The organism is Staphylococcus sp. HMSC06C11, assembly GCF_001808345.1.
GTDB lineage: Bacteria > Bacillota > Bacilli > Staphylococcales > Staphylococcaceae > Staphylococcus > Staphylococcus capitis.
This window is the reverse complement of the sequence record NZ_KV793038.1, coordinates 500,254-521,208: the sequence shown is the minus strand read 5'-3', so window position 1 is coordinate 521,208 and position 20,955 is coordinate 500,254. Positions and strand designations below refer to the sequence as shown.

The window sequence follows — 20,955 nt, the reverse complement described above, 5'->3', positions numbered from 1 at the left end:
CTAAAGCATAGATGAGGAGTGAATATGATGGAAACAGTTCAATTTTATAATGGTAGAGAGATGCCTAAAGTAGGTTTGGGGACATATAGAGTTGAGAATAGTGATCAATGTAAAGATGCTGTTAAACATGCTATTGAAAATGGTTATAGAAGTATAGATACAGCCAAAATATATGGTAATGAAGAAATGGTTGGTCAAGGGATAAAAGAAGGACTAGCTTCTACAGGTTTACAACGTGACGATTTATTTATAACTTCTAAATTATGGTTAGAAGATTATGGTCGTAATAATGTTGCACAAGCTTATGAAACAACCATTCATAAATTAGGTTTAGATTACTTGGATTTATATTTAATGCATTGGCCTGGAACAAATGAAGCAGTCATGATTGATACATGGCAGGGAATGGAAGATTTATACAAAGATAATAAAGTTAAAAACATCGGTGTAAGTAATTTTACTCCTGAAAATTTTGAAGCTTTACTCGCTCAGGTATCTATAAAACCTGTTATCAATCAAGTTGAATTTCATCCATATTTAATTCAAAAAGACTTACGTAAATATTTAGAAGCACAAAGCATCGTTATGGAATCTTGGTCTCCGTTAATGAATGCTAAAATTTTAGAAGATGAAACTATCAACGAAGTCGCAAATGAGATAGGTAAATCACCTGCACAAGTGATTATAAGATGGAATGTTCAACATGGGGTAGTTGTTATTCCTAAGTCAGTGACGCCGCATCGTATAGAAGAAAATTTAAATGTATTTGATTTTGAACTTTCTGATGCTCAGATGGAGAAAATTGATAGTTTAAATAAAGATGAAAGAATGGGACCGCATCCTGCCGAGTATAACGGGCATAAATAATAATGATTATAAAAAAGCACTCTGATACATGTATCAGAGTGCTTTTACTATGGTCTTTTTTAAAATAGTCAACAGTATTAAAGATGAAATCCTATATAACAAGCTATAAATCCAATTAAAAATTGCAGTAGTGAATATCCTATAAAATGACCTAGTTTAAAATTGGGTGTCATGAAATGAACTAATTCATTTGTAAGTGTAGAGAAAGTAGTTAATCCGCCTAGAACTCCTGTTATAAAAAATGGTGATATCCAGTCATTTGAAATTGAAGAACCCAATGTTATCCCGCCTAGAAAACTACCTAAAATATTAACTATTGAAGTTGCTATAGGAATAGCAGAATTGAATTTTTCATTACATATATTTGTTATAAACGCTCTAATTACAGCGCCTAAACCTCCACCTAACATAACAAGAAGGATAGCTAACTTCATAATTGACCTCCTATTTTAACTCCTAAGTAACAGAAAATGATACCTAGGATGTAACTTGTCAGTCCATATATGATAAGCATCATAAAATTGTGATGATCAAATAATTGGACGAGTTCGAATTGAAAAGTGGAGAAAGTCGTCAAGGCGCCTATAAACCCTGTTGTTATTGCTTTTTTAACTAGAGGGTACTTTTTAAATAGGGTAATTGTCAAAGTGCCAATTAGTCCCATTAAAAAAGCACCTAAAAGATTGACTATAAAGGTGCCTAAGGGGAATCCCGAACTATCATTAAGCGTTGAAAAAGCGTAACGTAGTAATGCACCCAAAGCGCCACCAATAAATATATATATGTACTGCATGGGATTAACACCTCATTAACGTTTTAACATTTTAATTTTATTTTGTTACGTTTGATTAATTAAATATAAAACCAAATGTGTGTAGTGATGAAAGAATGTGTATCACAATAACTATAAATATAATTAAAGGTAGAAGTTTACTTGCTACTTTTATCCAATCTTTACTTTCTCTTGAATATTTAATTGATTTATCCGCAAAAATAATAGATAAAATTAAGATAATAATATTTACTATTGATGTAGCAACCATTAATTTCATAAATGAGCCTAAAATATGACTCAATAAAGAATTGTTAGTATTAAAGAAAAAACTAACAATAATCATAAGTATACTTAAGTAAAAGTATTTCTTAGAACGTGCCATACGTTGCCTCCTTGATTTACATCATAACAATATACTATCACATTTTATGAATATGAGAATAGTAAAAATAATTTGATCATTATTATAAAGATTAATGTCTCTTTTTAAACAGCGATTTTAAGGCATATCATTCGCTTGTCTGAACGGTGCATGTTATAAATATCTTATAAAGTTTTAATAATAACACGTGAAAGCTATAATTCTATTATAATTATAAATATACATACATATCTTGTTTTAAAATACTTATGAATTATCGTATTGAACGTATTGAGTTAAGGAGGAACAACAAATGACGAAGTTAAATGTAGAAGTATTTGCAGATGGCGCTGATATTGAGGAAATGAAAGCTGCTTATAATAATAAGTATGTTGATGGTTTTACTACTAATCCTAGTTTAATGGCTAAAGCAGGGGTGACTGATTATAAAGCATTTGCTGAAGAAGTAGTTAAAGCAATTCCAGATGCATCTATTTCTTTTGAAGTTTTTGCGGATGATTTAGAAACTATGGAAAAGGAAGCTGAAATCCTTAAACAATATGGTGATAATGTTTTTGTAAAAATACCTATTGTAACAACAACAGGGGAATCAACGCTTCCCTTAATTAAAAAATTATCAGCTGATAATGTGAGATTAAATGTTACAGCAGTTTATACCATTGAACAAGTTAGAGATATTACAAATGCTGTTACTGAAGGCGTACCTACATATGTTTCAGTGTTTGCTGGTCGAATAGCTGACACTGGTGTAGATCCACTACCTTTAATGAAGGAATCTGTTGAAGTTACTCATAGTAAAAAAGGTGTTAAGTTACTTTGGGCAAGTTGTCGCGAAGTGATTAATGTTATTCAAGCTGATGAAATAGGTGCAGATATCATCACATGTCCAGCTGATGTGGTCAAAAAAGTTAATTCAAATTTGGGTCGTAATATTGAAGAACTCTCAATTGACACAGTTAAAGGTTTCGCTAAAGATATTCAAAGCTCAGGTCTTTCTATCTTGTAAAGCTTAATTGTAGTTAATTTATAAAAGCAATCGATGAAGAAATAACACTTCATCGATTGCTTTTTCATTGAAGATTTTTAAGAGTGATTGCAACAGTATGATAAATAATTTATGATTTATAGTAATTATTAGATTTGAGGAGCGTACTCCAATTTATGGACAAAAAGACGTTTAAAGAAAAGGTTCAAAAACAATTATGGTTTTTAAATAAAAAAGAAAAAGAACAATTGAATAAAAAGCTAAGTCAGTTAGATAGTGAAGATAATGTAGATTTTAATAAACCCATTCAGTTTTCTAATCGTTATCTCAAAAATCATATATACGAGCATAAAAGTACTACTTCAGGTAAAACCTTTATATTACTATTTAGTATTGTTGTAACATATGCTTTATTACTTGGATTATTTTTAACAGGTTTGATAACAAGTTTAACTTCAGTTCATTACTTTATTAATCCTAAAGTTGAATTATCTAGTTTATTAGTAATTATCATTTTAATAGCAGCAATCTGTATAATGATATTGAGCCTTTATTTAATTAAAATAATTACAGCATTATTTACAAAAAAATTACTAGAATTAAAATTTAATAAGCGCTAGTCTTTTCAATGATTTGAGCAAGAGTTAAACTTTCTTGCCATTTTTTGGATACCAGTGTATAGGGGATTTCAGTACGAAGTAGAGTCGTATTGTCGAAAATGATAATAGTAGAATCTACAGAAGAGTGAATTCCAATAATTTTACGTGCGTTAATAAAATATTTTATTGATGCACGTTTTTGTGTTAGTGGGAATAAAATTGTATCTCGATTGATATAGATAGGTATTAGTTTATTTATATTTAGTAATCTTTTAGCTTTTGACGATTGCACTTGTAATGAAGTGTGATTCAACTCAAGTAGATAGTGAATCATTTTCTGTGGTGTAAAGGGGACAGTGATATGATAGTCAGAGTATTGTATACGTGTTTCTGTCTCATTAGATATAGCAGTTTTTAAATAAAGTAAATGTCTCGTTGAATAAGTAGTCATGTTGTTCATTCCTTCATGGTTATTTAAGATTATTTAAACATTTTTGTTTAGTGGAGTTTTTAATTTTCTTTATAGAAGTTAGAGATAAATTCATGTGCTGGGCTATCTCATATTGTTTAAAGCCTTGAATATGAAGACGCAGCCATTGCGCTTCTTGTGGTTTGAGTTGATCAGAGAAGTCTTCTAACACTAAGTTAAAATCATTGAGGAGAATTGTAGAATCATAAGAATTGTGAAGATGGGCATCAAGAGTGATTTGATTGGATCTATTATTTTCTTTCCTAAAATGGTCTATTAAATGATATTTCAATCTCGTGAAGAGGTATGTACTTATCGAGGTTGATTTTTGTTCATCGTAATTTAGAGAGAGTTGCCACATTTTAATAAGTAAGAGTTGATAAAATTCATCATAATTATAAGTGATGTGATAGTGATTTAACAAATAATGAATAATTTTATTATAGTTTTTATAAACTTCTTCAAATTCCAAAATATGCACTCCTATTTATGTACATAAATATTATTTCCGGATAAAAAGAAGATAACTTACTTTATAAAAATTATCATTTGCGTAATTTTCCAATAAGGTGTTAAATAGTAAGCATAGACTTATTAAAACTCAAATAAAAAAGCATAAAATTGACATTAAAATGATAATTCAACATAAATAAATTTGGTATGCACTAAGGGAGGTTAATATGGATTACGCACACTTAAATTTAGAGCACTTTTTCGCACGTAACGATGATTTAGACGTAATTAGAGATCGTTCTGATTTCGTCATGATAAATAATTTTACTAATGAAATGAAGTATCGTGATGGTGAAATTGAAGGGACAATTGATTTAAATCAGTATTATTATAAAAATCGTTCACAAGCGGCTAGTTTTGTTATGATGGAATATAAAAAGTCTTAATTCATATAATATAAAAATCGAGGTTGCTTATCATCATTTAACGTTTTTTCTCATGATTAATACCCTTAATAATAGAGATTTATTGCTAGTTTTACGTTCTATTATTAGATGTAGACACTCATTTATTATCGAGTAATAAAAAATGATGAAGAAGTGAAACCTCTATTTTTATTTTTTAGTTTCATTTTTATTACTATTTATTTATGAATTTGTAACATTACCAATATAAAATTGTGAATCTGAATTAATAATGTTAAACTTTATTATCGTAATGAAACTGAATAGTTTAACAACAATGACCTAAGAGGTGTGACTATGATTAAGCACAAAAAGGGCTCTATCTTAGCTATTATAGGATTGCTAATAGTATTTGTTGTTGCTGCTGTTATTTTCTTTTCAATGATCTCTGATCAAATATTCTTTAAACATGTAAAGTCAGAAAAGAAAGTAATTAAAATCGATAAAACTCTAGATAAAGCAGCAAAGAAACAAATACATAACTATACGAGTCAACAGGTATCTAATAAAAATAATGATTCATGGCGTGATGCATCAGATGCTGAAATTAAAACAGCTATGGATAGTAGTGAATTCATTGATAATGATAAACAAAAATATCAATTTTTAGATTTATCAAAATATCAAGGTATAGATAAAAACAGAATTAAACGTATTTTATTTGATAGACCAGTATTATTAGAACATACTGATGACTTTTTAAATGCAGCTAAAGCTAAACATGTTAATGAAGTTTATCTCATCTCTCATGCGCTTTTAGAGACAGGTTCAGCTAAAAGTGAATTGTCTAAAGGTGTAGAAATCGACGGCAAAAAATATTATAACTTTTATGGTGTAGGTGCATTAGACAGTGATCCTGTTAAAACAGGTGCAGAATACGCTAAGAAACATGGTTGGGATACTCCACAGAAAGCTATATATGGTGGTGCTGATTTCATTCACAAACATTTCTTATCTCATGAAGATCAAGACACGCTGTATAGTATGAGATGGAACCCTAAGAATCCTGGTGAACATCAATATGCAACAGATATTAAATGGGCTGAAAGTAATGCAAGCATTATTGCAGATTTCTACAAGAACATGAAGACTGAAGGTAAATACTTTAAATTATATGTATACAAAGATGATAAAGAACATCAAAAATAGAATTTAAAAAAAGCATCGCTATTTTGAGAATTTTCTCGATAGCGATGCTTTTTTTGTGAGTAGTGCAAAAGTTTATAGAGGGTTTAATTTAAGTTATTTTGCTTTATTTTTACTGGATAACCATGTGAACAGAATGATAAATACAATTAATATTTTTGTTAGTAGTTTCATTATTTCACCTCGACAAAATGATTTTAGCATATCTATATAAGATTAAAAGTAATTAGTAAAGGATATGTTTATAAGGTATATATTTTTTAAGCTTTCACATTAATTGGTATAATAACTGAATACATAAATAGAAGGATGATGAATATGCGCGTGGCAATAATCGGTATGGGAACAGCTGGTGTCAGTGTTTTACGACAACTTGTTAAACATGAAGATTTTTCCAAACTTAAAGTGGATGTGTACGACGATGCAAAAAATATGGGGCAAGGTGTACCATTTCAGAATGACAGTAGTGAATTATTAATAAATATGCCCTCAAAAAAAATGAGTTTAAATCTAGATGATGATGAAGAATTTTGGAAATGGTATCAACAACAAACCGAATTTGATTTTCCTAATCCACAGTACTTACCAAGGTTTGTTTTTGGACATTATATGAAGTCACATCTTTCTCGATACGACCAACAATACGAGAATCTAACAATTATTAATGATAAAGTTCAGGAAATCTTTACTAACTCAAATGTGGATGATACAAAGTTAAAGTATTATGTATGTACATGTGAAGATGATAAAGAATGGCGAGAATATGATTATTTATTTTTAACGTTTGGTACGTTTAGTTATCACGATCCTTATCATTTGAAAGGTAAAAAAGGATACATCCAAACACCATATCCAACATATAATACATTAGATCATGTAGATGATTCAGATAGGATTGCTATTATAGGTACTGGGTTAGCGAGTTTAGATGCAGTGAGATATGTTGCTGCACATCATCCTAATTTGCCGATAACAATGACAAGTCGTTCAGCCTCTTTACCTAGTGTAAGAGGTAAAATGATAGATATACAATTTACTCATTTAACTAAAGATCATTTTAATGGAATTAAGGAAAATAATTACGGTAATGTGCCTATAGATAAGGCAGTTGCTTTGTTTTTAAAAGAGTGTGAGGATTATGAAATTGATTTTCAAAGATTAGTGAATAGAAGAACTGGTCACCATATTAAAGATTTACAATTTGATTTAAATAATGAAACAGAAATGGGAGTATTTCAAAGTATCATTGAGCATTTGAAAGAGAATTTAGATTGGATTTGGAATAGTTTAAGTTTAAGAGATCAAGAATTATTTAATCAAAAATACTCAAAAATGATTCAATTAAATTCAAACCCTATGCCTCCTAGAACTGCAAAGTTACTTATACAGTTAATTGAAGAAGGATATCTTGAAATAAAGAAAGATTTAGAAGATATTCAACATGACAATAATCAATTTTATTTAAAATTTAATAATGAAGATCAAGAAACTGAATTATTTGATGTAGTGATTAATGCAACAGGATCTAAAACACACCTCGGACAATTAGATGAAGATGATCAATTGATGTTAAATCTTGAAAATCGTCAAATTGTACAAAGACATCCTATGGGTGGCATTCAAATTATTCCTGAAACCAATCAAGTCATTAGTCCAAGATATGGTACGTTGACGAACGTCATTGCCATTGGTCAAATGACAAATGGTGTTAACAAATTACGTAATGGTGTGAAGATGATTGTTGATCAAGTAGTGAATACAGTATCTCACTTATATTTGACGCAAAAAGAAATGGAAAAAAATAGGTAAATTATCGACTAACGGATAAAATTCCACTAATAAATAAAATTTGATTGATGCTATTAAATTGAGTTTTGAAATCAATTATAGTAAGATTTTATTTGTAGTTATTAACTACATCACTCAATTAACCAATAACAATTTCATATAATTCTTTCGGGGCAGGGTGTAATTCCCAACCGGCAGTAAATTAAGCCTGCGACCTGCTAATATTTAATAATATTGGTGGCTGATCTAGTGAGAATCTAGAGCCGACAGTGAAAGTCTGGATGGGAGAAAGAATATAATTACTCGACAAGCAAATTTGTAGGACTATGTCTTATAGTAAACAAATATGCTTATTTAAAGATATATTATCAATCTCCTTATGCCTAATTAAATTGGTGTAAGGTTTTTTTATTTTGTTGAGGTGATAAATTGAGTCGATTTATGAATTATGCCATTCAACTTGCTCAAATGGTTGATGGTCAAACTGGTATAAATCCGCCGGTTGGTTCTGTAGTGGTTAAAGATGGTAGAATTGTCGGTCTAGGCGCCCATTTGAAAAAGGGTGATAAACACGCAGAAGTACAAGCATTAGATATGGCGGGAGAAAATGCTAAAGATGCAACTATATACGTTTCTTTAGAACCTTGTACTCATCATGGTTCTACACCACCTTGCGTAAATAAAATTATTGAATTTGGTATTCGTAAGGTTATCTATGCGGTAAAAGACACTACCTTAGCTTCTAAGGGTGATGAAATACTTAAAGAAGCTGGTATTGAAGTTGAATTTCAATTTAATGAGAATGCCGCTGAACTTTATAAAGACTTCTTTACTGCTAAAAGAAATAGCATTCCAGAGTTAACTGTTAAAGTTTCATCAAGTTTAGATGGCAAACAAGCCACTGATTCTGATGAGAGTAAATGGATAACTAATAAAGAAGTTAAAGAAGATGTTTATAAGTTGCGTCACGAGCATGATGCTGTATTAACAGGTAGAAAAACGATAGACGCTGATGATCCATTGTATACGACTAGAGTTCAGGATGGTAAGCATCCAATTAGAGTTATTCTATCAAAGTCAGGACAAATTGATTTTGAGCAACAGCTATTTGCAGATACTGCTTCACCTATTTGGATTTATACTGAAAATGAAAATTTAAAAAATCAAAGTAATGATAAACATATAGAAATTATTTGTTTAGAAAAATGCGATAGTACAGCTATATTAAAAGATTTATATCAAAGAGGTATTGGAAAACTGCTAGTCGAGGCAGGTCCAAATGTTACTTCACAATTTCTCCAATCTCATCATTTAGATGAACTCATTCTTTATTTAGCCCCGAAATTAATAGGTGGTTCAGGTAAACATCAATTTTACAAAACTGATCAAGTCATTGATTTACCTGAAGCAACTCAATTTGAAATTGTTTATTCCAAGTTAATTAATCAAAATTTAAAATTGAAACTACGAAAGAAGTGAATGCCTATGTTTACAGGTATCGTTGAAGAAATTGGTATCGTTCAACAAGTGCGTTCTGAGAAATCAGTGAGAACTTTAGAAATTAAAGCGAATCGCATTCTTGAAGATATGCATATCGGTGATTCTATAAGTGTAAACGGCGCATGTTTAACGGTGATTGATTTTAATGATACAGCTTTCTCAGTCCAAGTGATTAAAGGTACTGAAAATAAGACCTACCTAGCCGATTTACAACGTCAGGCTGAAGTAAATCTTGAGAGAGCGATGAGTGGTAATGGCAGATTCGGTGGACATTTTGTTCTTGGACATGTTGATGAACTTGGAACGATTTCTAAAGTTAATGAATCAGCTAACTCAAAAATAATTTCAATCAAAACTTCAAAAAATGTTTTAAATCAAATGGTACAACAAGGTTCTATCACTGTTGATGGCGTAAGTTTAACAGTCTTTGATCTTCATGAAACCACATTTGATATTCATCTTATTCCAGAGACGCGTAAGTCTACAATTTTATCAGATAAAAAAGTGGGCGATGCAGTTCACTTAGAAACAGATGTACTTTTTAAATATGTGGAAAATATCATGAATCATCAAAAATCTAAACTAACAGAAGATAAATTGCGTGCATTTGGTTTTTAGGAGGAATTTATATGCAATTTGATACAGTTGAGTTAGCTATAGAAGCTTTGCGAAAAGGTGAAAGTATCATTGTAGTAGACGATGAAGACAGAGAAAATGAAGGTGACCTTATCGCAGTTACTGAATGGATGGCTGACGATACGATTAATTTTATGGCAAAAGAAGGACGTGGTCTCATATGTGCACCTTTAGATACTTCAATTGCTAAAAGGTTAGAGCTAAATGCTATGGAACCGCATAATACTGATGCTTATGGTACACATTTCACCGTGAGTGTAGATCATAAAAATACGACTACAGGTATTAGTGCCTATGAGAGAACAATGACAGCAAGAGCACTTATAGATCATCATGCTAATGCCGAAGACTTCAATCGCCCTGGTCATTTATTCCCATTAATTGCTAAAGATAATGGTGTACTAGAACGTAATGGTCACACAGAAGCGGCTGTAGACTTAGCAAAATTAACTGGAGCTAAACCAGCAGGTGTGATATGTGAAATTATGAATGATGATGGAACAATGGCTAGAGGTGAAGACTTACAAAGTTTCAAGGAACGCCATAACTTAAAAATGATTACGATTGAAAGTTTAATTGAATATCGTAAGCAATCTGAGTCACATGTGAAGTTAAATGCTAAAGTTAATATGCCGACAGATTATGGAAAATTTGATATGTACGGTTTTACAACTGACTTAAGTGATGAAGAAATTGTAGTGATTGCTAAAGGATCAATTCGTTCAAATGAAAATGTTCGTATACACTCTTCATGTCTAACTGGTGATATATTCCACAGTCAAAGATGTGATTGTGGTGCTCAACTTGAAGCATCAATGAAATACATCGATGAACACGGTGGTATGATTATATATCTACCACAAGAAGGACGAGGTATAGGATTGATGAATAAATTACGAGCTTATGAATTGATTGAAAAAGGTTATGATACCGTAACTGCAAACCTCGCTTTAGGATTTGATGAAGATTTAAGAGACTATAATATAGCTGCTCAAATTTTAAAATATTTTAACGTTGAAAAAGTTAACTTATTAAGTAATAATCCTAAAAAATTTGAAGGATTAAAAGAATATGGTATTAACATTGAAGATAGAATTGAATTAATTGTTCCTGAGACTGCATATAATCATAAATATATGGAGACGAAAAAGTCGAAAATGGGTCACTTAATTTAATTGTGAATTGAGTATGTAAACACATTAAGGAGGACATAAAATATGAATTTTGAAGGTAAATTAGTAGGTAAAAATTTAAAAGTTGCAATTGTAGTAAGCAGATTTAATGATTTTATTACAGGTCGTTTATTAGAAGGTGCGAAAGATACATTAATTCGTCATGAGGTCGAAGAAGAACAAATTGATGTTGCATATGTACCGGGTGCTTTTGAAATTCCATTAGTTGCTAAGAAATTAGCTCGAAAAGGTGACTATGACGCAGTAATTACACTTGGATGTGTTATTAGAGGGGCTACTTCTCATTATGATTACGTTTGTAATGAAGTTGCAAAAGGTGTTTCTAAGGCAAATGAAGTATCAGAGGTACCAGTTATTTTTGGTATTTTAACAACCGAAAGTATTGAACAAGCTGTTGAGAGAGCGGGTACAAAAGCAGGGAACAAAGGTTCTGAAGCAGCAGTAAGCGCAATTGAAATGGCTAACCTAATCAAACAAATATAGACAAAGCAAAGCGACACGGAGAAGTGATAATGGTGCGTAGTTTACTTCTCCGTGTCGTTTGGTTTGTTACCTCTTGAGTAGTTTGGTTGCTATGGCTAGGGTAGAGGCTAAGCCTGTGGCCACGCTGCCGTAGAGGGCTATCCTTTTAAGTGCTTTAGGGTTTGAAAATTCTTTAAATGCAAGTGACAGGTTCTGAGGTCTTTCAGCTAATCTTCTCATGAAGTAAGCGAACCAATCATCTCCAAAAGGAACATAAACTGTAAAATGATAGCCTTCATTGGCAATGGATTGAGCAAGATCAGAACGAAAGCCGTATAACATTTGAAATTCCATTTGATCTTTTTCAATGTGATTTTTCTTCATAAATTGTTTAACATGACTAATGATTTGATCATCATGAGTCGCAATTGATGTATAATTACGTGCGTTTAAAAGTCTTTTCTCTATAATTTTAATATAATTGGAATCAATGTCTTCTTTGGTTTGATAAGCGATAGTTTCATCTTCTTTATAAGCACCTTTAACTAATCGCAATCGTAAGTCTGGGTATTTATCAATTAAATCTTCAGCCTCATATAAGTATGCTTGAACTACCGTACCGACATTTTTAAATTCTCCTTTAAGTTTATCAAGTACATGTTGTATCTGTTGTAAACTATGATATTTCTCAGTATCAATGTTAATGTGCATTTTGCCACACTCATCTGCTTTAAGAAGTATTTCACGCATATTCTCATAAGCAAGATCTAAATCAAATTCACTGCCTAATTGGCTGATTTTAACTGACATGTGTGCCTCAACATTAAAATATTGAATTGCTTCAATAATTTCTAAAATTTGTTGTTTTGCATGTAAACTTTCTTCTTTAGTTTCAACAAATTCGCCTAAACAGTCAACAGTGACCGCAATTCTATATTCATTTAGATATTGAATTTTTTCAATTAGTTGAGGAATAGTATTTCCAGCTACTACTTTATTAGCCCCCATTCTAGGGCCAACCTTTTTAGCAGTTTCATTTAAATAAGTATTATTAGATAATGCGATAAAAAAATCTCGGAAAAGTGACATATGTAATACCTCCAATACATTGATACATTAATGTTTAAAAATAGTGTATCACGAAACCAATGTTTGAGAAAGCGTTTACATAACGCATTAAAACACTAATAGAGTAGTTTTATACTTTATATTCAAGGTGGTAATATCTACAATTACATTAATTTTAAGTGAAAGTTATGCTAAAAATGGTAATAAATATGTTTGTTTTGATATAATTGTACTATTAAAGAATAAATAAAAAGGGGCAGTCTTAGAATGTGGAAGTGGGAAACAGAAAATGACGCAAAAGGCGTCGTGGTCATTGCTCATAATATTTTAGAACATACTGGACGATATGCATACGTTATTACCATGTTACGAAGAAATGGTTATCATGTTATTATGGGAGACTTGCCTGGACAGGGACAAACCTCACGAGCAAATAAAGGTCAAATCGATGACTTTAATACATATCATGAAAATTTATTAGAATGGATCAAAATAGCCAATGAATATAAAATTCCTACCTTTGTTTTAGGTGTTGGTTTAGGTGGTTTAATTGTCTTAAATCTCTTAGAAAAGGCTGAATTACCTATTGAAGGTGTAATGCTATTGTCTCCTATGCTAGAACTTAGAAAAACTGGTAAAGGTCGAAAGAATAAAATTATCTCTAATTTAGGTAAGATGTCCAAGGATACTAGGTTCAAAGTGGGCATCTCTTCACAAGATTTAACTCGAAATGATGAAATTATTGACGAAACAGATAATGATGGTCTCATGTTGAAGAAAGTAACGTATCGTTGGTATAACTTAATCGTTGAAAAAATGAAAGAGACAATGGATCATATTAAAGATATTAAACCATTACCAGCGCTTATCATGTATGGAACTGAAGATAAAATTTTAGAAACTGATGCTATCATAGAACTTAAAGATAAATTAGCTAGTAATGAATTGTACTTTAAGGCTTGGAATGGTTTATATCATGAAATTCATAATGAACCCGAGAGAGATCAAGTTATGAGATATGTTCTTACTTTTTTAAATAATAGTGTTAACACTATGGGGTTTGTGGTTAAAGAGGAAGAAATAGAAGATATTTAGGTTAAGAAAGAGCTTGCGTAATGTAAGCTCTTTTTATTAGAATGTTTAATTCAAAATATCATTTTATTGTAACTAAAAACAATTTACAATTTTAATAGAGATATTTAACAAAAACATTGCATTTTAATTAGGAACTTGATATATTTTGTTTGTATAAATAATATAATTTTAATATGTATTGAGACTAGAAGTTGAACTGAAATTATATTATTATTTGGGATGTTTTATTATATGTACTAATGCTTCTAGTCTAGTTCTAATCAAAGGCACTAAATTTGATTTTAAATTAACACATTCAATTAAATAATAGGGAAAATTAGATATTTTTTTAATTTAACCGGTTTTAATTATTAAGGGAGAACCGGTTAACTTAGAAAAATATTAACAGTTATTTTATTTGGGAGATGTTAATTTTGACTAAAAGTGAAAAAGAGAGAGTACATGGAATTTTGCAATTAGAGGCATTACTTTCTGACATTAACTCGATTTTTGATACAATCAAAAAAGAGTATAAAATGTCTAAAGAAGAAGTTTTAATTTTACTTACACTTTGGGAAGAAGGTTCAATGACTCTTAAACAAATGGATAAATTCGTTCACATTAAGCCATATAAACGTACAAGAACGTACAACAACTTGGTTAATCTTGAATGGATTTATAAAGAAAGACCTCAAGATGATGAACGAACTGTAATTATTCATTATAATGAGAAACTCAATTCCCAAAAAGAAGATTTACTTAACTTTATTGGACAATCAATTAGAAGTAAATCAGAACCAATGCAAAATAGTTTAAAATCAATTTTAGCTGTTTAACTAGTCTTATATTTTATTATTAAAAGAGATCTTATTCTACGCTTAATTCAAAAGTGAGAATAAGATCTTTTATATATTTATATTCTTTTTTCGATTGCACATATGAAAGGTGCATTATTTTTTTGATTAATAAATTGATACTGTAAAACATGCGCTTTCTGTTGATCAAGTTCTTTAAGATATTTTAAAAGTGCGTCTCGCTCCAATTTACCCTCATCATGTCCATGATAAATAACTAGAATAATAATACCTTCGACACGCATCATATCAAATATTTCCTCAATAGCTTTAATAGTTGAATCCGGTTTAGTAACTATTGATTTATCACCTTTGGGTAAATAACCTAAATTGAATATCGCGCAATCAATGAGATTTAGGTGTCTTTCTAAGACGTGTTGTTTTACATTTTCATGACTGTCTTGAATTAAAGAAACATTGTTAAAATCACTTACTTTGAGTTGAGTATTATCTATCGCTTCTTTCTGAATATCAAATCCATAAACAAACCCATTAGTGACTTTTTCAGCAAGATATAGCGTATCATTACCATTTCCACAAGTAGCATCAATGACGATACTACTCTCACAAACATGACTATCAATCAATGACTTTGAGAAGGGGAGAATACGCTCGATTTTCATGATTTAACCTTCTGCTCAAATTTTTTCCCTTGATAAGAGCCTCTACGTTCTAATTCATTATCAATTTCATTTAGGACTTCCCATTTATTTACACTCCACATTGGTCCAACCATTAAATCGATAGGGCCATCACCCGTAATACGATGAACAATCATTTCAGGAGGAATGACCTCAAGTTGATCACATACTAAATTTGTATAGTCTTCTTGACTCATGAATTCTAACATGCCTTTTTCATATTGTTTTACCATTGGTGTTCCTTTTAATAAATGAAGTAAGTGAATTTTAATGCCTTGAACATCCATTTGCGCAACTTCTTTAGCAGTCTCCATCATCATATCGTAATCTTCGCCTGGTAAACCATTGATAATGTGAGTACATACATTAATGTTATGTTTACGTAATTTCGCTACGCCTTCATAATACGTTTGCATGTCATGTGCACGGTTAATTAAATCAGAAGTAGTTTGATGAACAGTTTGTAAGCCTAACTCAACCCAAAGATAAGTTCGTTCATTAAGCTCAGCTAAGTATTCTACTACGTCATCAGGTAAACAGTCAGGACGTGTGGCTATGGATAAACCGACAACACCTTCTTCTTTAAGTACTGGTTCATATTTTTCTTTCAGCACTTCTACAGGCGCATGCGTGTTAGTGAAGGCTTGGAAGTAAGCAATGTATTGTCCTTCGCTCCATTTTTCATGCATTCTTTCTTTAATCTGTTGGAATTGTACTTCAATGGGATCAGCTCTGTTACCAGCAAAGTCACCACTTCCTGCAGCTGAGCAAAAAGTACAACCTCCATGTGCGACAGTACCATCTCTATTAGGGCAGTCAAATCCACCGTCTAAAGCAACTTTAAATATTTTTCGTCCAAATTTATTTTTTAAATGATAATTCCATGTGTGATATCGTTTATTTTCAAAAGCATACGGGAAAAAATTACCCATAATACATTTTCCTTTCTATTTTAGTTCTAAGTACAGATTTTAACATATTTTAGTGTTATAGTGTCTATTGTAGATTGAGAAAAACATAAAGAGAGGGACTCAAGATATGAATATACCTAAATCAGTTTGGTGGCTAGTTATTGGCATGGCCTTAAATATCACTGGCGCCAGTTTTTTGTGGCCTTTAAACACTATTTATATGAAGGAAGAACTTCATAAAAGTCTTACAATTGCTGGTATTGTCTTAATGATTAATTCATTTGGCATGGTTGTTGGTAACTTACTAGGGGGCACCTTATTTGATAAACTTGGTGGTTATAAAACCATACTTATAGGTACTATTACATGTTTGTGCAGTACTACGCTGTTAAATCTATTTCATGGTTGGCCATGGTATGCAATTTGGCTCGTGTTATTAGGTTTTGGTGGCGGTATGATTGTCCCAGCAATTTATGCTATGGCCGGAGCAGTATGGCCAAATGGGGGACGACAAACATTTAATGCCATTTATTTAGCACAAAATATAGGTGTTGCATTGGGCGCAGCACTTGGAGGATTTGTTGCTGAATTTAGCTTTAATTTTATTTTTCTAGCTAATTTAGTTATGTATGTTTTATTTGCTCTTGTTGCAATTACACAATTTAATTTGGAAATTCATGCTAAAGTTAAGCATCAAGATGCAGTTGATTTAAAAAGTAAAGAAAATAGAAAACGTTTTACAGCAATGATGTTGGTATGTGCGATGTTTGCTATTTGTTGGATCGCCTATATTCAATGGGAAACAACAATTGCATCCTTTACTCAATCAATCAATATCTCTATGTCTCAATATAGTGTGCTTTGGACAATAAACGGTATTATGATTTTAGTAGCACAACCACTTATTCGACCAATTATTGTAATTTTAAGAGGGAACTTAAAACATCAAATGTTCGTTGGTATTTTAATCTTTATGAGTTCTTTCCTTGTTACAAGTTTTGCGCATCACTTTGCTATTTTCGTTGTAGGTATGGTTATTCTTACATTTGGTGAAATGTTTGTATGGCCTGCAGTTCCTACTATTGCCAATAAACTTGCACCTGAAGGTAAACAGGGTCAATACCAAGGCTTTGTAAACTCTGCTTCTACAGTTGGTAAAGCCTTTGGACCGTTTATTGGTGGTGTACTCGTAGATGCAATGAATATGAGTATGATGTTTGTAGGAATGATAGTATTACTTTGCTTCGGACTCATTTTCCTAAGCATCTTTGATAGAGGTTTGCCTAAAGATAAAAATGAAACCCCTATACCTAGAAGACGTAAGAGAAGAAAATCAAAAGCTTCTAAATAAATATAATATGGAAGAAATAGCTCTAACTACTTGCAATAATACGTTTGATAACATAAGATTAAAAATGAATAGAAAGAAGCATTTAGAGGCTTTTCTACAGAGAACTAGTAGTGGTGAGAACTAGTGTTAAGGACTAAATCGTTTCCAATAATTAAATGAATTTAATGAGACATCTCTAACTATTTTAATGAAGTGCGCTTGATAAGCGAATAAGGGTGGTAACGCGGCAACACTGTCGTCCCTTTATACACACAATAGTAGAGGTGTCTTTTTTATGAAATAGGAGGAAATGTGTTGAATTACAATCACAAGGAAATTGAAAAAAAATGGCAAGATTATTGGGCAGACAATAAAACATTTAAAACAAGTGACAATTTAGGTCAAAAGAAATTTTATGCGTTAGACATGTTTCCTTATCCATCTGGTGCAGGATTACACGTAGGACATCCTGAGGGATACACAGCTACTGATATTGTTTCAAGATATAAGCGTATGCAAGGATATAATGTGCTACATCCTATGGGATGGGATGCCTTTGGTCTACCTGCTGAACAATATGCGTTAGATACTGGAAATGACCCTCGTGAATTTACTAAGAAAAACGTACAAACATTTAAACGTCAAATTCAAGAATTAGGTTTTAGTTATGATTGGGATCGAGAAGTAAATACCACTGATCCAGAATATTACAAATGGACACAATGGATTTTCATTCAACTTTATAATAAAGGTTTAGCATATGTTGATGAGGTTGCGGTGAATTGGTGCCCAGCTTTAGGTACAGTTTTATCAAACGAAGAAGTCGTTGATGGCGTTTCAGAGCGTGGTGGACACCCAGTTTATCGTAAACCAATGAAACAATGGGTACTAAAAATTACTGAATATGCAGATCGTTTATTAGAAGATTTAGATGACTTAGATTGGCCTGAATCAATTAAAGATATGCAACGTAATTGGATAGGTCGTTCTGAAGGTGCGAAAGTATCCTTTAATGTTGAGGACACTGATAATAAAATTGATGTCTTCACAACACGTCCTGATACAATTTTTGGTACGTCATTCTTAGTATTAAGTCCTGAACATTCACTTGTTAATAGCATTACTTCTGAAGACAAACAAGAAGAAGTCAAAGCTTATCAAGAAGAAGCTTCTAAGAAATCAGATTTAGAACGTACTGATTTAGCTAAAGGAAAAACAGGCGTTTTCACAGGTGCATATGCAATTAATCCTCTTTCTGGTGAGAAATTACCAATTTGGATTGCTGATTATGTACTATCAACATATGGAACTGGTGCAGTTATGGCGGTTCCTGGACATGATGAACGTGATCATGAATTTGCAAAGAAATTTGATTTACCAATCATTGAAGTCATCAAAGGCGGAGATGTTCAACTAGAAGCATACACTGGTGAAGGTGAGCACGTTAATTCAGGTGAACTCAATGGTCTTGAAAATGAAGCTGCCATTAGTAAAGCAATTGAGTTATTAGAAGATAAAGGCGCTGGTGAGAAAAAAGTTAACTACAAACTGCGCGATTGGTTATTTAGCAGACAGCGTTACTGGGGTGAACCAATTCCAATTATTCATTGGGAAGACGGTTCAATGACAACTGTGCCTGAAGAAGAATTACCTTTATTACTACCAGAAACTAGTGAAATTAAACCTTCTGGCACTGGAGAATCTCCTTTAGCTAATATTGATGAATTTGTAAATGTGATTGATGAAAAGACAGGCATGAAAGGACGTCGTGAAACGAATACAATGCCTCAGTGGGCAGGTAGTTGTTGGTATTACTTACGTTATATTGATCCAGATAATGAAAATATGATTGCTGACCCTGAAAAATTAAAGCACTGGCTACCAGTTGATTTATATATTGGTGGGGTAGAACACGCAGTACTTCATCTATTATATGCAAGATTCTGGCATAAAGTACTTTATGATTTAGGTGTAGTTCCTACAAAAGAACCATTCCAAAAATTATATAACCAAGGAATGATTCTCGGTGAAGGTAATGAAAAAATGAGTAAATCAAAAGGAAACGTTATTAATCCTGATGATATCGTATCATCTCATGGTGCCGATACACTGCGTTTATATGAAATGTTTATGGGGCCACTTGATGCAGCAATTGCATGGAGTGAAAACGGCTTAGATGGTTCAAGAAGATTCCTTGATCGTGTATGGAGACTTATCGTTACTGAAGATGGCTCAGTAAATAACAAGATTGTAGAGTCTAATGATAAATCATTAGACAAAGTTTACAATCAAACAGTTAAAAAAGTTACTGAAGATTTCGATGCGCTTAGCTTTAATACTGCAATCAGTCAATTAATGGTATTTATTAACGATTGTTATAAAGCTAATGAAATTTATAAACCTTATATTGAAGGTTTTGTAAAAATGTTAGCGCCAATTGCTCCTCATATTGGTGAAGAATTATGGAGTAAACTAGGTCATAATGAAACTATAACTTATCAACCATGGCCTACATTTGATGAAAGTCTACTTGTTGACGATGAAGTTGAAATTGTAGTTCAGGTTAATGGCAAAGTCCGTGCTAAATTAAATATTCCAAAAGATTTATCAAAAGAGGAAATGCAAGATTTAGCTTTGGCTAATGATAATGTTAAAATGAGTATCGAAGGTAAAGAGATTAAAAAAATTATCGCAGTACCTCAAAAATTAGTTAACATTGTTGCTAAATAAATATTAAGGAGAGATTATTAATGGAATCAATTACAGTAGATGAACTAAAGAAAAAAGTGTTGGATTCTAATCCAGTTAATATCGTAGATGTTAGAAATGATGAAGAAACAGCTATGGGTGTTATTCCTGGAGCTAAAACGATTCCAATGGATCAAATTCCTGATAACTTAAATGAGTTTAATAAAGACGAAACATATTATATTATCTGTGCTGCTGGAGCAAGAAGTGCTAAAGTCGTTGAATATCTTGAAGATAAAGGTATTCATGCTGTTAATGTTGAAGGTGGCATGAATGAATGGGGAGATGAAGGTACTGTTATCGACAGTATTTAAACTCATCTTAAGTAAATGTTTTTATCACACTAGTCCGACAAGGGCTAGTGTTTTTTTGTACAAAAAAAGATTTTTGCAATATGTTATGTGTTAGGAAACAAAATATTATTAATAAATTTCAATTGAGTTAAAATAATTTTATACAATAGTAGATTTTAAATATTATAGATGATAAAATTAAACAGACTAAAAAGATTGTGTTCAATAAACCAGCAGTCAGATTTTTAAAAAGTTCTAAACATCATGAAAATAATTATTCACATTAAACTAACATCAAAGAATCAACATCTAGGAGG

General features: G+C 31.6%; 23 protein-coding genes and 1 riboswitch. Of the genes, 15 read left to right on the top strand and 8 right to left on the bottom strand.

The window, feature by feature from the left end; translation table 11 throughout:
- Positions 1-27 precede the first annotated feature (27 nt).
- The gene (locus tag HMPREF3154_RS05830; protein ID WP_002434834.1) at positions 28-867 is read left to right on the top strand and encodes an aldo/keto reductase; all 840 of its coding nucleotides are present in this window, start codon (positions 28-30) and stop codon (positions 865-867) included.
- Positions 868-944: 77 nt separating this feature from the next.
- On the opposite strand, the gene HMPREF3154_RS05825 is transcribed toward HMPREF3154_RS05830, so the two are convergent.
- The 3 genes from HMPREF3154_RS05825 to HMPREF3154_RS05815 are packed head-to-tail and all read right to left on the bottom strand — an operon-like array spanning position 945 to position 2,024.
- A complete protein-coding gene (locus HMPREF3154_RS05825; RefSeq protein ID WP_023350066.1) occupies positions 945-1,301 on the bottom strand; it encodes a fluoride efflux transporter FluC in 357 nt (118 codons plus the stop codon).
- Positions 1,298-1,660: a fluoride efflux transporter CrcB gene (gene crcB / locus HMPREF3154_RS05820; protein WP_023350067.1), complete on the bottom strand. Its 363-nt coding sequence runs from the start codon at positions 1,658-1,660 to the stop codon at positions 1,298-1,300. Before crcB ends, HMPREF3154_RS05825 begins: the two co-directional genes overlap by 4 nt.
- Positions 1,661-1,715: 55 nt before the next feature.
- Positions 1,716-2,024, bottom strand: coding sequence for a hypothetical protein (locus tag HMPREF3154_RS05815; protein WP_002434733.1), 309 nt, complete (start codon positions 2,022-2,024; stop codon positions 1,716-1,718).
- 292 nt (positions 2,025-2,316) lie between these two features.
- Between HMPREF3154_RS05815 and HMPREF3154_RS05810 the strand changes: the two genes are divergently transcribed.
- Together HMPREF3154_RS05810 and HMPREF3154_RS05805 are read left to right on the top strand one after the other, a co-directional pair.
- The gene (locus HMPREF3154_RS05810; protein ID WP_002434689.1) at positions 2,317-3,030 is read left to right on the top strand and encodes a transaldolase; all 714 of its coding nucleotides are present in this window, start codon (positions 2,317-2,319) and stop codon (positions 3,028-3,030) included.
- 155 nt (positions 3,031-3,185) lie between these two features.
- A complete protein-coding gene (locus HMPREF3154_RS05805) occupies positions 3,186-3,629 on the top strand; it encodes a hypothetical protein (protein WP_023350068.1) in 444 nt (147 codons plus the stop codon).
- On the opposite strand, the gene HMPREF3154_RS05800 is transcribed toward HMPREF3154_RS05805, so the two are convergent.
- Both HMPREF3154_RS05800 and HMPREF3154_RS05795 read right to left on the bottom strand, forming a co-directional pair.
- Positions 3,616-4,059 carry a competence protein ComK gene (locus HMPREF3154_RS05800; RefSeq protein WP_002434754.1) on the bottom strand — a complete coding sequence of 148 codons (444 nt, stop codon included), beginning with the start codon at positions 4,057-4,059 and terminating at the stop codon, positions 3,616-3,618. The genes HMPREF3154_RS05805 and HMPREF3154_RS05800 overlap by 14 nt on opposite strands.
- 19 nt (positions 4,060-4,078) lie before the next feature.
- A complete protein-coding gene (locus HMPREF3154_RS05795) occupies positions 4,079-4,549 on the bottom strand; it encodes a sigma-70 family RNA polymerase sigma factor (protein WP_023350069.1) in 471 nt (156 codons plus the stop codon).
- Between the two features lie 208 nt (positions 4,550-4,757).
- Between HMPREF3154_RS05795 and HMPREF3154_RS05790 the strand changes: the two genes are divergently transcribed.
- The 7 genes from HMPREF3154_RS05790 (at position 4,758) to ribE (HMPREF3154_RS05760) (ending at position 11,740) form a co-directional block, all read left to right on the top strand.
- Entirely contained in the window at positions 4,758-4,976 is a 219-nt protein-coding gene (locus HMPREF3154_RS05790; protein WP_002434817.1) for a hypothetical protein, read from the top strand.
- A gap of 315 nt (positions 4,977-5,291) precedes the next feature.
- Positions 5,292-6,143 (top strand): peptidoglycan release complex glucosaminidase SagB, encoded by an 852-nt coding sequence (locus HMPREF3154_RS05785; RefSeq protein ID WP_002434844.1) that lies wholly within the window; start codon positions 5,292-5,294, stop codon positions 6,141-6,143.
- Positions 6,144-6,458: 315 nt separating this feature from the next.
- Positions 6,459-7,949 (top strand): FAD/NAD(P)-binding protein, encoded by a 1,491-nt coding sequence (locus HMPREF3154_RS05780; protein WP_023350071.1) that lies wholly within the window; start codon positions 6,459-6,461, stop codon positions 7,947-7,949.
- A gap of 139 nt (positions 7,950-8,088) precedes the next feature.
- Positions 8,089-8,225: riboswitch (FMN riboswitch) on the top strand.
- Between the two features lie 132 nt (positions 8,226-8,357).
- Positions 8,358-9,407 (top strand): bifunctional diaminohydroxyphosphoribosylaminopyrimidine deaminase/5-amino-6-(5-phosphoribosylamino)uracil reductase RibD, encoded by a 1,050-nt coding sequence (gene ribD / locus HMPREF3154_RS05775; protein WP_002453491.1) that lies wholly within the window; start codon positions 8,358-8,360, stop codon positions 9,405-9,407.
- Between the two features lie 6 nt (positions 9,408-9,413).
- Positions 9,414-10,046, top strand: a complete 633-nt coding sequence (gene ribE, locus HMPREF3154_RS05770; RefSeq protein WP_030058685.1) for a riboflavin synthase — start codon at positions 9,414-9,416, stop codon at positions 10,044-10,046.
- Positions 10,047-10,057: 11 nt separating this feature from the next.
- Entirely contained in the window at positions 10,058-11,239 is a 1,182-nt protein-coding gene (locus HMPREF3154_RS05765; RefSeq protein WP_023350073.1) for a bifunctional 3,4-dihydroxy-2-butanone-4-phosphate synthase/GTP cyclohydrolase II, read from the top strand.
- A gap of 42 nt (positions 11,240-11,281) precedes the next feature.
- On the top strand, positions 11,282-11,740 hold the full coding sequence (gene ribE / locus HMPREF3154_RS05760) for a 6,7-dimethyl-8-ribityllumazine synthase (RefSeq protein WP_002434688.1): 459 nt from the start codon (positions 11,282-11,284) through the stop codon (positions 11,738-11,740).
- 66 nt (positions 11,741-11,806) lie between these two features.
- Here ribE (HMPREF3154_RS05760) and HMPREF3154_RS05755 read toward each other — a convergent pair whose 3' ends face one another.
- Positions 11,807-12,808 carry a proline dehydrogenase family protein gene (locus HMPREF3154_RS05755; RefSeq protein ID WP_023350074.1) on the bottom strand — a complete coding sequence of 334 codons (1,002 nt, stop codon included), beginning with the start codon at positions 12,806-12,808 and terminating at the stop codon, positions 11,807-11,809.
- A gap of 246 nt (positions 12,809-13,054) precedes the next feature.
- Here HMPREF3154_RS05755 and HMPREF3154_RS05750 point away from each other — a divergent pair, with 246 nt between their 5' ends.
- Complete coding sequence (locus HMPREF3154_RS05750) at positions 13,055-13,882, top strand: alpha/beta fold hydrolase (protein WP_002434756.1); 828 nt, start codon at positions 13,055-13,057, stop codon at positions 13,880-13,882.
- A 413-nt stretch (positions 13,883-14,295) separates the two neighbouring features.
- The gene (locus HMPREF3154_RS05745) at positions 14,296-14,697 is read left to right on the top strand and encodes a transcriptional regulator, SarA/Rot family (RefSeq protein ID WP_002434669.1); all 402 of its coding nucleotides are present in this window, start codon (positions 14,296-14,298) and stop codon (positions 14,695-14,697) included.
- A 77-nt stretch (positions 14,698-14,774) separates the two neighbouring features.
- Here HMPREF3154_RS05745 and HMPREF3154_RS05740 read toward each other — a convergent pair whose 3' ends face one another.
- Both HMPREF3154_RS05740 and HMPREF3154_RS05735 read right to left on the bottom strand, forming a co-directional pair.
- Positions 14,775-15,338 carry a tRNA 5-(aminomethyl)-2-thiouridylate-methyltransferase MnmM gene (locus tag HMPREF3154_RS05740; protein ID WP_002434676.1) on the bottom strand — a complete coding sequence of 188 codons (564 nt, stop codon included), beginning with the start codon at positions 15,336-15,338 and terminating at the stop codon, positions 14,775-14,777.
- The gene (locus HMPREF3154_RS05735; protein ID WP_002434687.1) at positions 15,335-16,288 is read right to left on the bottom strand and encodes a tRNA modification radical SAM protein MnmL/YtqA; all 954 of its coding nucleotides are present in this window, start codon (positions 16,286-16,288) and stop codon (positions 15,335-15,337) included. Before HMPREF3154_RS05735 ends, HMPREF3154_RS05740 begins: the two co-directional genes overlap by 4 nt.
- 106 nt (positions 16,289-16,394) lie before the next feature.
- Here HMPREF3154_RS05735 and HMPREF3154_RS05730 point away from each other — a divergent pair, with 106 nt between their 5' ends.
- The 3 genes from HMPREF3154_RS05730 to HMPREF3154_RS05720 all read left to right on the top strand — a co-directional run bounded on the left by HMPREF3154_RS05730 (position 16,395) and on the right by HMPREF3154_RS05720 (position 20,659).
- A complete protein-coding gene (locus HMPREF3154_RS05730) occupies positions 16,395-17,618 on the top strand; it encodes an MDR family MFS transporter (RefSeq protein ID WP_002434677.1) in 1,224 nt (407 codons plus the stop codon).
- A 291-nt stretch (positions 17,619-17,909) separates the two neighbouring features.
- Entirely contained in the window at positions 17,910-20,327 is a 2,418-nt protein-coding gene (leuS, locus tag HMPREF3154_RS05725) for a leucine--tRNA ligase (RefSeq protein WP_023350077.1), read from the top strand.
- 20 nt (positions 20,328-20,347) lie between these two features.
- Complete coding sequence (locus HMPREF3154_RS05720; protein ID WP_002434691.1) at positions 20,348-20,659, top strand: rhodanese-like domain-containing protein; 312 nt, start codon at positions 20,348-20,350, stop codon at positions 20,657-20,659.
- The last annotated feature ends 296 nt before the right edge of the window (positions 20,660-20,955 follow it).

Bases quoted from the DNA above. Each gene is read 5' to 3' on its own strand.
- HMPREF3154_RS05830 (WP_002434834.1), top strand. From the start codon at position 28: ATGGAAACAGTTCAATTTTATAATGGTAGAGAGATGCCTAAAGTAGGT.
- HMPREF3154_RS05825 (WP_023350066.1), bottom strand. From the start codon at position 1,301: ATGAAGTTAGCTATCCTTCTTGTTATGTTAGGTGGAGGTTTAGGCGCT.
- crcB (WP_023350067.1), bottom strand. From the start codon at position 1,660: ATGCAGTACATATATATATTTATTGGTGGCGCTTTGGGTGCATTACTA.
- HMPREF3154_RS05815 (WP_002434733.1), bottom strand. From the start codon at position 2,024: ATGGCACGTTCTAAGAAATACTTTTACTTAAGTATACTTATGATTATT.
- HMPREF3154_RS05810 (WP_002434689.1), top strand. From the start codon at position 2,317: ATGACGAAGTTAAATGTAGAAGTATTTGCAGATGGCGCTGATATTGAG.
- HMPREF3154_RS05805 (WP_023350068.1), top strand. From the start codon at position 3,186: ATGGACAAAAAGACGTTTAAAGAAAAGGTTCAAAAACAATTATGGTTT.
- HMPREF3154_RS05800 (WP_002434754.1), bottom strand. From the start codon at position 4,059: ATGACTACTTATTCAACGAGACATTTACTTTATTTAAAAACTGCTATA.
- HMPREF3154_RS05790 (WP_002434817.1), top strand. From the start codon at position 4,758: ATGGATTACGCACACTTAAATTTAGAGCACTTTTTCGCACGTAACGAT.
- HMPREF3154_RS05785 (WP_002434844.1), top strand. From the start codon at position 5,292: ATGATTAAGCACAAAAAGGGCTCTATCTTAGCTATTATAGGATTGCTA.
- HMPREF3154_RS05780 (WP_023350071.1), top strand. From the start codon at position 6,459: ATGCGCGTGGCAATAATCGGTATGGGAACAGCTGGTGTCAGTGTTTTA.
- ribE (WP_030058685.1), top strand. From the start codon at position 9,414: ATGTTTACAGGTATCGTTGAAGAAATTGGTATCGTTCAACAAGTGCGT.
- HMPREF3154_RS05765 (WP_023350073.1), top strand. From the start codon at position 10,058: ATGCAATTTGATACAGTTGAGTTAGCTATAGAAGCTTTGCGAAAAGGT.
- ribE (WP_002434688.1), top strand. From the start codon at position 11,282: ATGAATTTTGAAGGTAAATTAGTAGGTAAAAATTTAAAAGTTGCAATT.
- HMPREF3154_RS05755 (WP_023350074.1), bottom strand. From the start codon at position 12,808: ATGTCACTTTTCCGAGATTTTTTTATCGCATTATCTAATAATACTTAT.
- HMPREF3154_RS05750 (WP_002434756.1), top strand. From the start codon at position 13,055: ATGTGGAAGTGGGAAACAGAAAATGACGCAAAAGGCGTCGTGGTCATT.
- HMPREF3154_RS05740 (WP_002434676.1), bottom strand. From the start codon at position 15,338: ATGAAAATCGAGCGTATTCTCCCCTTCTCAAAGTCATTGATTGATAGT.
- HMPREF3154_RS05735 (WP_002434687.1), bottom strand. From the start codon at position 16,288: ATGGGTAATTTTTTCCCGTATGCTTTTGAAAATAAACGATATCACACA.
- HMPREF3154_RS05730 (WP_002434677.1), top strand. From the start codon at position 16,395: ATGAATATACCTAAATCAGTTTGGTGGCTAGTTATTGGCATGGCCTTA.
- HMPREF3154_RS05720 (WP_002434691.1), top strand. From the start codon at position 20,348: ATGGAATCAATTACAGTAGATGAACTAAAGAAAAAAGTGTTGGATTCT.